At 74.0% G+C, this 10,813-nt stretch carries 9 protein-coding genes; 2 read left to right on the top strand and 7 right to left on the bottom strand.

Going from position 1 to position 10,813, the window contains the following annotated elements; translation table 11 throughout:
* Positions 1-398 precede the first annotated feature (398 nt).
* The gene (locus ABT247_RS27455; RefSeq protein WP_350747413.1) at positions 399-2,645 is read right to left on the bottom strand and encodes a restriction endonuclease; all 2,247 of its coding nucleotides are present in this window, start codon (positions 2,643-2,645) and stop codon (positions 399-401) included.
* A gap of 350 nt (positions 2,646-2,995) precedes the next feature.
* On the opposite strand from ABT247_RS27455, the gene ABT247_RS27450 reads away from it, so the two are divergent.
* Positions 2,996-3,934 (top strand): DUF2797 domain-containing protein, encoded by a 939-nt coding sequence (locus ABT247_RS27450; protein ID WP_350747410.1) that lies wholly within the window; start codon positions 2,996-2,998, stop codon positions 3,932-3,934.
* Positions 3,935-4,033: 99 nt separating this feature from the next.
* On the opposite strand, the gene ABT247_RS27445 is transcribed toward ABT247_RS27450, so the two are convergent.
* From ABT247_RS27445 to ABT247_RS27430, 4 genes are all read right to left on the bottom strand, one after another.
* Positions 4,034-4,342 carry a hypothetical protein gene (locus tag ABT247_RS27445; RefSeq protein ID WP_350747407.1) on the bottom strand — a complete coding sequence of 103 codons (309 nt, stop codon included), beginning with the start codon at positions 4,340-4,342 and terminating at the stop codon, positions 4,034-4,036.
* A gap of 343 nt (positions 4,343-4,685) precedes the next feature.
* Positions 4,686-5,423 (bottom strand): succinate dehydrogenase/fumarate reductase iron-sulfur subunit, encoded by a 738-nt coding sequence (locus tag ABT247_RS27440; protein WP_350747404.1) that lies wholly within the window; start codon positions 5,421-5,423, stop codon positions 4,686-4,688.
* A complete protein-coding gene (locus ABT247_RS27435; RefSeq protein ID WP_350747401.1) occupies positions 5,420-7,363 on the bottom strand; it encodes a fumarate reductase/succinate dehydrogenase flavoprotein subunit in 1,944 nt (647 codons plus the stop codon). The genes ABT247_RS27440 and ABT247_RS27435 overlap by 4 nt, the downstream gene beginning before the upstream one ends.
* Positions 7,360-8,064, bottom strand: coding sequence for a succinate dehydrogenase cytochrome b subunit (locus tag ABT247_RS27430; protein WP_350747398.1), 705 nt, complete (start codon positions 8,062-8,064; stop codon positions 7,360-7,362). The genes ABT247_RS27435 and ABT247_RS27430 overlap by 4 nt, the downstream gene beginning before the upstream one ends.
* Before the next feature lie 96 nt (positions 8,065-8,160).
* On the opposite strand from ABT247_RS27430, the gene ABT247_RS27425 reads away from it, so the two are divergent.
* Positions 8,161-9,081 carry a LysR family transcriptional regulator gene (locus ABT247_RS27425; protein ID WP_350747396.1) on the top strand — a complete coding sequence of 307 codons (921 nt, stop codon included), beginning with the start codon at positions 8,161-8,163 and terminating at the stop codon, positions 9,079-9,081.
* A 79-nt stretch (positions 9,082-9,160) separates the two neighbouring features.
* Here ABT247_RS27425 and ABT247_RS27420 read toward each other — a convergent pair whose 3' ends face one another.
* Together ABT247_RS27420 and ABT247_RS27415 are read right to left on the bottom strand one after the other, a co-directional pair.
* On the bottom strand, positions 9,161-9,649 hold the full coding sequence (locus tag ABT247_RS27420; protein WP_350747393.1) for a glutathione peroxidase: 489 nt from the start codon (positions 9,647-9,649) through the stop codon (positions 9,161-9,163).
* Between the two features lie 147 nt (positions 9,650-9,796).
* On the bottom strand, positions 9,797-10,813 hold a 1,017-nt coding region (locus tag ABT247_RS27415), incomplete at its 5' end, for a thiamine pyrophosphate-dependent enzyme (protein ID WP_350747390.1).

The raw sequence follows: 10,813 nt of genomic DNA, 5'->3' as shown, positions 1-10,813 counted from the left end.
GACGTCGTCGAGGGCGACGACGCGGGTCTCCCCCTCCCCGTAGACCTTGTTCAGGCCGGTGGCGCGGGCGGCCGCGGTGCGGACGGCGGTGGCGGGGAACGTCACGGGGGCTCCAGGGGACGAATCGGGATGTCGTGCCGTTCCATCCTCCCAAGCCGTTCGAACGCGATGCGTATGCCCGGAAGGCGGACGACCCCCGCCGACCCGGCGGTGCGGCCGGGGGCGTCTCCTTCTCAGGTATGACGGACTTCCCTGACGGATCCCATGACGGCTCTCCGCGCCCGGTCCCCGTGACGGCTCTCCGTGCCCGGTCCCCGTGACGGTTCCCGTGGCAGAACTCCGTGACGGTTCCGCGGCAGACCCCGTGCCGGACCCCCGTGCCCGACGGGCGCCCCGTGTCACTCCACCGCGACACCGAAGGCCGTGGCCAACCCGGCCAGACCGTTCGTCACCGCCCGGCCGGACGGGGTGAACCGCCAGCCCCCGTCGGCGCGCCGGAAGGATCCGAGGAGCATCGCGGAGTCCGCCAGGCCGCCGTTGGCGCCCGGCCACCGGGCCGGCCCGGCCGCGCCCGGCCCGTACGAGGCGGCCACGGACAGCCCGTACACCTGGCCGAGCGGCAGCGCCGGGTGCTCGTCCTCCTCGGCGGAGACGGCGACCACCACCTCGTCGACGGCGGCCGGGAGGCGGCGCAGGTCCAGGGCCAGCCGGGCCGACCGGGTCGGCTCGCCCGGCACCGAGCGGGTCGGGTGCAGCCGGACGGTGCCGTCCGGGTCCTGCGGGTTGTTGAAGAACACGAAGTGCTCGTCGCTCAGCACCCGGCCCCCGGCGCACAGGAAGGCGGTGACGTCCAGCTCCACCGGGTCGCCGCCGGCGGTGCGGCTCTGCCAGCTCACCGTGAGCGCGCTGCTCGCGGCGGCCTCCCCGGCGTCCGCCGGTGCGGTCCCGCCCGCGCCCTCGCTGCTGCGGCCGCCCGTCCCGGCGCCCGACTCGCGGCCCGTCCCGGCGCCCGAGTCGCTGCCGTTCCCGCCGCTCGTGCCGGCGGCCTTCGCGCCGCCCGTGCCGTCGCCGAGACGGCCGCGCAGCCCCTGCTCGGCCAGCAGTTCGACCAGCTCGGGACCGCTCACCAACGTGAGCGGCTTGCCCTCGATGTAGCTGTACGAGCCGCGGCCGAAGCCCGCGGTGGTGACCAGGATTCCCTTGATCGCGCCGTGGTGGCGGACGGTGGACTCCAGGTCCCGCACGGCCGTCGGCGGAACGGTCCTCTTGTAGCGCTTGGCCTGGATCACGATCCGGCCACCGGTGACCGGGTCCAGGTCCTCGGCGATCACGTCCACCCCGACGTCGCCGCTGCGGGCCGTGGTCATCACCCGGAACCCGCGCAGCCGGAACAGCTCGGCGATCAGCTCCTCGAACTCGATCGGGTCCATCTCGAAGAGGTCCGGCTCGTCCTCGCCGAAGTGCCCCGCCGAGGCACCGCCGACGGACTCCGGCAGCCGGTCCGGCTTCACCTCGTCCAGCCGCTCGGGCCGCGCGGACAGCTTGCCGCCCAGCCCCAGGAAGCACTCCACCGGCGCCACGCGGTCCAGTGCCAGCTCGGCGAAGTCGGCCCGGCCCACGGTCAGCGTGGACAGGAACCGCTCCGCCTCCCGGCCGGTCGCCGGGTCGATGCCGAGCACGAAGCCGTTCAGCACCACGGAGTCCAGCACCCCGCCCTGGTCCGCCCGGAACAGCTCCGCCGCCACCCGCAGCGCCGACTGCGCGAGCACCTCCCGGTACAGCGCCTTGCGCTCCGTCGCGGGGCGGGCCACCTCGGCCTCGCGGTCGTCGGTCTTCACGTACCGCACCCGGGAGGCGGCCGGCACCACGTCCGGGCCGGGCAGCTCCCAGTTCACCACCAGCTGACGGCCCGCCACGTCCCAGGCCGCCGCGAGCCGGTGCGGGAAGCCCTCCGGCCACGCCGCCGAGGCGTACAGCCCGGCCGTGAAGTACTCCTGCACCGCCTCCGGCTCACCCGCCCGCAGCCGCCGCAGCAACTCCTCGGTGCGGGCCGCGCGTTCGTCCTCCTCGCGGCGGAAGCGCTCCGCCCACGCCAGGTACTCCCGGTGGTACGCGGCCAGCCGCTGCTGGCGGTCCGCCTCCCGGGCCTGCGCGGCATACCAGTCCTGCTCGAACCGGGCGCGCGCCTGGGCCAGGTACTGCTCGTACTGCCGGCGCACCCCGGGGTTGCGGGCCTGCACCGCGTCCGGCGGCGGCACGTGGTAGACGGCGGAGGCCTGGTCGGGCATCGGCACCGGCGTGCCCAACGGGCCCGGATCGAACGGCGGTACGGGGCGCGGCGCCAGCAGCGCCTGCGGGCCGAACCCCGGCGAGGCCAGCCCCGCCGCCAGCAGCCCGCGCAACTCCTGGACCCGGGCCTCCAGTTCGGCCGTACGCCGGGCCGCCTCGGCCTCCCGGGACTGCTGGTACGCCCGCTGCGCCTCCCGCTCGGTGCGGGCGGCCGCCCGCTGCGCCTCCCGCTGCTCGCGCTCGCGGCGGCGCAGTTCGGCCTCCTCGGCGCGCCACCGAGCCTCCTCCCGGCGCTGCTGCTGCCGCTGCGCCTCCGCCCAGATCGCCAGCACCCCGCTGTTCCGCCGCCCCGCCACGTCCACCCCTTCGCGCTCCGCACCGACCGGCCGCCCGCGCCACCTCCCGGCGACACCGCCGACCGCGCCCGCCACAATAGAGCGTGGACACCCCACCCGGCCAAGTACCCGCGAGCTGCGGGCTTCCGGCCCGCGCCGCAGGCGGCCCCCGGCCCCGGCGACCCGCGACCCGGCGCGCCCGGCCTCCCAGGCCCTCAGGCCCTCAGGGCCTTCCGGGACCTCCGGGACCTCCGGAACCCTCCGCGGTCCTCCGGGCCGATCCCGCCGTTGTCGGTGGCGGCAGGTAGCCTCACCGGACCGGGACCGAACCGGGACCGGACCGGATCGAGGACCTCTAGGGAGGGATGCCCGTGACGATCCCCGCACCGCAGCACCCGGACCGGCCGTCCGGCTGGATCTCCACCGGCCTGAGCTGGCAGGACGGCCGCGCCCTGCTCGGCGCCGTGCGCGGCACCCAGGTGCACGAACGCGCCGTGGCACCGGGTACGGAGGTCGGCTGGCTGCTCGGCGGCCCGCGCCGCTGCGTCGGCGCCTGGCTGGCCGGCGCGACGGAGCGCACGCCGTGCCCGCACCACGCGGTGATCGACCCGGACGGCGGCGCGACGCAGTGCCCCGCCTGCCAGAGCGTGGACCGCGGCCTGGCCCTGGCCCGGGACCAGATCCTGGACGACGGCCGCACCTACCTGCTCTACCTCGCCTGGTTCGGCGAGGGTCTGCTGAAGGTGGGCCTGACGGCCGAGCAGCGCGGTGACAGCCGACTGCTCGAACAGGGCGCCCTGGCCTACGCGTTCACCGCGCGCGGTGGCCTGCCCGCAGTCCGCCGCGCCGAACTCACCGTCGCCGCCTCGGGGATGGCCCGCGAGCGGTTCAAGTCCCGGGTCAAGACGGACCACTGGTGGGCTCACGGGGACGCCCCGCGCCGCCGTACGGTGCTCACGGAGGCCCGCGCCCGGGCGCACCGGCTGCTGGAGGGCCACGCCGTGGAACTGCTCGCCGAGCGCCCGGTGGTCGACCACGTCGAGCGCTACGGCCTGGGCGCGGGCGCCCCCGAGGCCTACCGGGAGATCACCGGGCTGTCCGCCGGGGCGGTGGTCGCGGGCACCCTGCGCCCACCGGTCGGGCGGCACCTCTTCCTCGACCAGCCGGACGGCTCCGGCCCGCTGCTGCTGGACACCCGCCGGCTCACCGGTTGGACGCTCACGCCCGTGACCGGCCGGGCTTCCACCGGCCTGGCGCTGGAGGAGCGGGTCCGTCCGCCGGAGCCGGACACCCAGGAGGCGCTGTTCTGACCTGCCGCGCCGATCGACGCCCGGCCGGCACGCCACGGGGCGCCCGAGCGGCAGGGCCGCAGCGCGGGCAGGCGCCGGGGCGCGAGGGTTCCGGCGGGGTCAGCCCAGCCTGCCGCGCACCCCGCCCGGCCCCGAGCGGGCCCGGCGGGACAGCGGCGGCCGGGACGGGCGGACGTCACCGCGGCCGGCGGCCGGCTCGGTGGGCTCGGTGGCGCGCCGGGCGAGGGCGGCCCGGGCGGCGGCCAACGCGACCCGGGCGAGCAGCGGGTCCTCCTGCTCGCCCGCCGCCTGCTTGGCCGCCTGGCAGGAGGAGCACCAGACCGGCGAGGCCGGTCCGTCCGGGTAGACCATGCCCTCGGGCGGCAGGTAGTGCCCGCCGCACTCGACGCATTCGAAGACCAACCTCATCCGACGATCACCGTCCCGGAGCCGTGGCACCGACCGCAGGGCGACCAGAAGGTGTGGATCCTGGGCACCATGCTTCCTTCCTCGTCCCGTTCGACCGTTGCCTCGGTCTTCTGGGTCCCGCCGGACCCGCCGCAACCGGAACAGGACTGAACCTCGGGCATATGCCGTCCTTCCGTAGCGGAGCACCACCGTAGCGCGATTTCCCGCCCGGCAGCACCGCTCCTCCCGATCCACCACCCGTACGGGGAGCGTGGAATGCCCGCGCGCGCTCCGTCCGAAACGGTGTCGGCCCCCCGCACGAGCACCTGTGCGAGGGGCCGACCGACTGGGGGGCGGGCGGGTGTCAGCCGCGGGCGGCCCGCAGGAACTCCCGGTTCATCGCCGCGATGCTGGGCAGCGGGATGCCCTTGGGGCAGGCGGTGGCGCACTCCCCGGTGTTGGTGCAGCCGCCGAAGCCCTCGGCGTCCATCGCCGCGACCATGTTCCGCACCCGGGCGCCGCGTTCGGGCGCGCCCTGGGGCAGCACGTTGAGGTGCACGACCTTGGCGGAGGTGAACAGCATCGCCGAGCCGTTCGGGCAGGCGGCCACGCAGGCCCCGCAGCCGATGCACTCGGCGTGCTCGAAGGCGGTGTCCGCGGCCTCCTTGGGGACGGGCGTGGCGTGCGCCTCGGGGGCGCTGCCGGTGGGCGCGGTGATGTAGCCGCCGGAGCCGATGATCCGGTCGAAGGCCGAGCGGTCCACCACCAGGTCCTTGACCACCGGGAACGCCGCCGCCCGCCAGGGCTCGACGTCGATGGTGTCGCCGTCCTCGAAGTGCCGCATGTGCAGCTGGCAGGTGGTGGTCCGCTCCGGGCCGTGGGCCTGGCCGTTGATGACCATGCCGCAGGCGCCGCAGATACCCTCGCGGCAGTCGTGGTCGAAGGCGACCGGCTGGTCGCCGCGGGTGATCAGCTCCTCGTTGAGGGTGTCGAGCATCTCCAGGAAGGACATGTCGGGGCTGATCCCGCTGACCTGGTAGGTGGTCATCGACCCGGGCGCGTCCGGGCCCGCCTGGCGCCAGATGCGCAGGGTGAGGTTCATGCGTAGCTCCGCTGGGTGGGGTGGACGTACTCGAAGTCGAGCGCCTCGCGGTGGAGGACGGGTGCCTCGCCGGTGCCGGTGAACTCCCAGGCGGCGGCGTAGGAGAACTCCTCGTCGCGCCGGGCGGCCTCGCCCTCGGGGGTCTGGCTCTCGGTGCGGAAGTGGCCGCCGCAGGACTCGGCGCGGTGCAGCGCGTCCAGGCACATCAGCTCGGCCAGTTCGAAGTAGTCGACCAGCCGGTTGGCCTTCTCCAGCGACTGGTTGAGCTCCTGGCCGGTGCCCGGCACCTTGATGCGGCGCCAGAACTCCTCGCGCAGCTGCGGGATCCGCGCCAGCGCCCGCTTCAGCCCGGCCTCGTCCCGGGCCATCCCGCACTCGTCCCAGAGCAGTTCGCCGAGTTCGCGGTGGAAGGAGTCGGGGGTGCGGTCGCCGTCGACGGACAGGATCAGGTTGAGCCGGTCCTCGACCTCCGCCTCGGTCTCGGTGAGTGCCGGGTGGTCGGCGGGCACCGCGGCCAGGGGGTTGCGGGCCAGGTAGTCGTTGAGCGTGGGCGGCAGCACGAAGTAGCCGTCGGCGAGGCCCTGCATCAGGGCGCTGGCGCCGAGCCGGTTGGCTCCGTGGTCGGAGAAGTTGGCCTCGCCGATCGCGAACAGGCCCGGGATGCTGGTCTGCAGGTCGTAGTCGACCCACAGGCCGCCCATCGTGTAGTGGATCGCGGGGTAGATCCGCATCGGCACCCGGTACGGGTCCTCGGCGGTGATCCGCTCGTACATCTCGAAGAGGTTGCCGTACTTGGCCTCGACGGCGTCCCGGCCCAGTCGGCGGATGGCGTCGGCGAAGTCGAGGTACACGCCCTGGCCGCCGGGGCCGACGCCGCGGCCCTCGTCGCAGACGTTCTTGGCGGCCCGGGAGGCGATGTCGCGCGGCACCAGGTTGCCGAAGGACGGGTAGATCCGCTCCAGGTAGTAGTCCCGCTCGTCCTCGGGGATCTCGGCCGGCGGCCGGGTGTCGCCCTGGGCCTTGGGCACCCAGATCCGGCCGTCGTTGCGCAGCGACTCGCTCATCAGGGTGAGCTTGGACTGGTGTTCGCCGGAGCGCGGGATGCAGGTCGGGTGGATCTGGGTGAAGCACGGGTTGGCGAAGTAGGCGCCGCGCCGGTGGGCCCGCCAGATGGCGGTGGCGTTGGAGTTCTTGGCGTTGGTGGAGAGGTAGAAGACGTTGCCGTAGCCGCCGGTGGCGAGCACCACGGCGTCCGCCGTGTGGCTGGTGATCCGGCCGGTGACCAGGTCGCGGGCGACGATGCCGCGAGCCCGGCCGTCCACCACCAGCAGGTCGAGCATCTCGGTGCGCGGGTGGATCTCCACGTTCCCGGCGGCGATCTGCCGGGAGAGCGCCTGGTAGGCGCCGAGCAGCAGCTGCTGGCCGGTCTGGCCGCGGGCGTAGAAGGTCCGGGAGACCTGCACGCCGCCGAAGGAGCGGGTGTCCAGCAGCCCGCCGTACTCGCGGGCGAAGGGCACGCCCTGGGCCACGCACTGGTCGATGATCTCCACCGACACCTGGGCGAGCCGGTGCACGTTGGACTCCCGGGCGCGGAAGTCGCCGCCCTTGACGGTGTCGTAGAACAGCCGGCGGACCGAGTCGCCGTCGTTGCGGTAGTTCTTGGCCGCGTTGATGCCGCCCTGGGCGGCGATCGAGTGGGCCCGGCGCGGGGAGTCCTGGAAGCAGAACTGGACGACGTGGTAGCCCTGTTCGGCGAGGGTGGCGCCGGCCGCGCCGCCGGCCAGGCCGGTGCCGACCACGATGACGGTGTGCTTGCGCCGGTTCGCCGGGTTGACCAGCTTGGCGTCGAACCGCCGCTGGTCCCAGCGCTGTTCGATCGGGCCGTCGGGGGCCTTGGTGTCGGCGATCGGCTCGCCGACGGTGTACTCCAGGTAGCTCACTTCACCACTCCGAACATCACGGCCACGGGGACGGACAGGAAGCCGGCGGTCAGCACCAGCGCCAGGCCGTTGGCGGCCAGCTTCAGCGCCTTGTCGCGGCGGGCGTTGTTGGCGCCGAGGGTCTGCGCGGCGCTCCAGAAGCCGTGCCGGATGTGGAGGCCCAGCGCCAGCATCGCGACGATGTAGATCACGTCGCTGTACCAGCGGCCGAAGGTGCCCACGACGTTCTGGTAGACGTGTCCGTGCTCGGCGACGGGGTTCACGGTCAGCGTGGTGAGGTCGAGGATGTGCCAGACGACGAACAGCCCCAGGATCACCCCGCCCCAGCGCATGGTCCGGGTCGCGTAGCTGGCGCGCCGGCGCTGGTGCACGTACTTGCTGGGCCGGGCGGCCAGGTCGCGGCGGCTGAGCTGGTACGCGGACACGCCGTGCAGCACCACGGCGGCGACCAGGCCGAGCCGGGCGATCCACAGGAACCACTCGTGGCCGAGGAACGGCTGGCCGACGGTGCGCAGCCAGGCGGCGTAGCCGTTGATGTCGTCGGGGCCGAAGAAGACCTTGAGGTTGCCCAGCATGTGCGCGACCAGGTACAGCAGCATGACCAGTCCGGTGACGGCCATGACCGCCTTCTTGCCGACGGTCGACCGCCACAGGGTCGCCAGGGTGGACGGATGCCGGCCCGTCCGCGTCGCGGTTGTCATGTCGGCAACGGTAGGGACGGCCGCGGGGGTGCGTCCAAGACATGCTGCGGCTGGTGACGATAGCCGGGGCCTATCGATGCGGCTTACCCTGGGCATGTGCAGCTCCAGCAACTCCGCTACTTCCTGGCCGTCGCCGAGACCCGCCACTTCACCCGGGCGGCCGAGGCGGCGCACGTCGCACAGCCTTCGCTCTCCCAGCAGATCCGGTCCCTGGAGCGGGAGTTGGGCGCCGAGCTGTTCCACCGTACGCGCGGCAACATCGCGCTCACCGATGCGGGCGACGCCCTGCTGCCGCTGGCCCGGCGCATCCTCGCCGACACCGAGAGCGCCCGCCTCGCCGTCCAGGAGACGGTGCAGCTGCGCCGCGGCCGGGTGCGACTGGGCGCGCCGCCGAGCCTGTGCACCAGCCTGGTGCCGGACGTGCTGCGGGCCTTCCGGGACCGCTACCCGGGGGTGGCGCTGGGGGTGCGCGAGGGCGGCTCGCGCGACCTGGTGCGCTGGCTGGCGGCCGGGGAGCTGGACCTCGCGCTGGTCATCACCCCGCCGAGCGGGGAGGCGGCGCCCGCCCTCGCCGTCACCGAGCTGCTCCACGAGGAACTGGTGCTGGTGTCCGCCGCCGGCCCGGCCCGGCCCCGGGTGCGGGTGGCGGAGCTGAGGGGGCGGCCGCTGGTGATGTTCCGGGAGGGGTACGACCTGCGCGAGGCGACCCTGGCGGCCTGCCGGGCGGCCGGCTTCGAGCCGGAGTTCGCGGTCGAGGGCGGCGAGATGGACGCGGTGCTGGGGTTCGTCCGGGCCGGGCTCGGCCCCGCCGTGCTGCCCGGCATGGTGGCGGCCCGCTCGGGCCTGTCGGTCACCCCGTTCGCCGGGCCGGGCCTGGGCCGCACCATCGCCGTCGCGCACGGCCACGAGGTGCCGCTCACCCGCGCCGCCGAGGCGCTGCACGGCACCCTGCTGGCGCACCTGCGCGATGCCGCCCGGGACGGAGAACTGCCGCCGGGCACCCGGCTGCTGCTCTGACAGCGGCAGGGGCCGCCCCCGGCGGGGACGGCCCCTGCCGCCCGAGCGGATGCGCGGGCACGCGGACGGGCGGACGGCGTCAGGCCGGCAGCACGGCCTCGATGGCGGCGGTCAGCTCCGGTGACTCCGGCTCGACGCGCGGACGCAGGCGCGCGACGACGGCGCCGTCCGGCGAGATCAGGAACTTCTCGAAGTTCCAGCTGACGTCCCCGGCCTGGCCCTCGGCGTCGGCGACCTCGGTCAGCTGCCGGTACAGCGGGTGGCGGTCCTCGCCGTTGACGTCGATCTTCTCGAACAGCGGGAAGGTCACGCCGTAGGTGGTGGAGCAGAAGCTCTGGATCTCCTCGGCGCTGCCCGGCTCCTGCCCGGCGAACTGGTTGCACGGGAAGCCCAGCACGGTGAACCCGCGCCCGGCGTAGCGCTTCTGGAGGTTCTCCAGGCCGGTGTACTGGGGGGTCAGGCCGCACTTGGAGGCGACGTTGACGATCAGCAGCGCCTTGCCCTTGTGGTCCGCCAGCGAGGTGGCCTCGCCGGCCAGGGTGCGCAGCGGGATGTCGTACAGGCTCACGGTGGTGGTCCTTTCGGCAGCGTGGCAGAGGAAGTCGTCCGGGCACACGGTAGCGGCCCCGGACGGCTCAACCGCGCCGGCGCCGCCGGTGTTCCGCCTGCGCGGGGGCGTACGGAGCGGCTCGTACGCCCCCGCGCACCGCCCGCGTCAGAGCGCCAGCGGCTTGATGGCGGTCGGCGCGTGCTCGGGGAGCGTGGCGAGCTCCTCGAACTCGTTGACCTTGTCGATGTCGGCGGCGGCCATCGAGATGTTGGTGACCCGCTCCAGGATGGCCTCGACCACGACCGGGACGCGGAACTCGGCGGCCAGCTTCTTGGCCTCCTCGAAGGCGGGCAGCAGGCCCTCCGGCTCGGTGACCCGGATCGCCTTGCAGCCCAGGCCCTCGACGACCTTGACGTGGTCCACGCCGTAGACGCCGAGCTCGGGGGAGTTGACGTTCTCGAACTCCAGCTTGACCTGGAAGTCGATGTCGAAGTTGCGCTGCGCCTGGCGGATCAGGCCCAGGTAGGAGTTGTTCACCAGGACGTGGACGTAGGGGATCCGGTGCTGGGCGCCGACGGCCAGCTCCTCGATCATGAACTGGAAGTCGTAGTCGCCGGAGAGGGCGACGATCTGGCCCTCGGGGTCGGCGGTGGCGACGCCGAGCGCGGCGGGGATGGTCCAGCCGAGCGGGCCGGCCTGGCCGCAGTTGATCCAGTGGCGCGGCCGGTAGACGTGCAGCATCTGCGCGCCGGCGATCTGGGACAGGCCGATGGTGGTGACGTAGCGGGTCTCCGGGCCGAAGGCGCGGTTCATCTCCTCGTACACGCGCTGCGGCTTGAGCGGCACGTTGTCGAAGTGGGTGCGGCGCTGCAGCCGGGCCTTGCGCTCCTGGGTGGAGGCGGCCCACTCGCTGCGGTCCTTGAGCCGGCCGTCGGCCTTGAGCTCCTTGGCGACCTGGACGAACAGCTCCAGGGCGGCCTTGGCGTCGGAGGCGATGCCGAGGTCGGGGGCGAAGATCTTGCCGATCTGGGTGGGCTCGACGTCGACGTGGACGAACGTGCGGCCCGCGGTGTAGACGTCCAGGCCGCCGGTGTGCAGCGGCGGGGTGAAGTAGTAGTTCAGCACCGAGGAGCCGACCAGCGCCGATCCGATCGACGGCAGCAGCCCGCCGACCAGCGCCGC

Source organism: Kitasatospora sp. NPDC001539, from assembly GCF_040298565.1.
Lineage (GTDB): Bacteria > Actinomycetota > Actinomycetes > Streptomycetales > Streptomycetaceae > Kitasatospora.
This window is presented reverse-complemented; position numbering and strand designations above follow the sequence as displayed.

What these genes read in the sequence shown, in the direction of transcription:
- ABT247_RS27440 (WP_350747404.1), bottom strand. Translation starts at nt 5,423, where the DNA reads ATGAACCTCACCCTGCGCATCTGGCGCCAGGCGGGCCCGGACGCGCCC.
- ABT247_RS27445 (WP_350747407.1), bottom strand. Translation starts at nt 4,342, where the DNA reads ATGAGGTTGGTCTTCGAATGCGTCGAGTGCGGCGGGCACTACCTGCCG.
- ABT247_RS27430 (WP_350747398.1), bottom strand. Translation starts at nt 8,064, where the DNA reads ATGACAACCGCGACGCGGACGGGCCGGCATCCGTCCACCCTGGCGACC.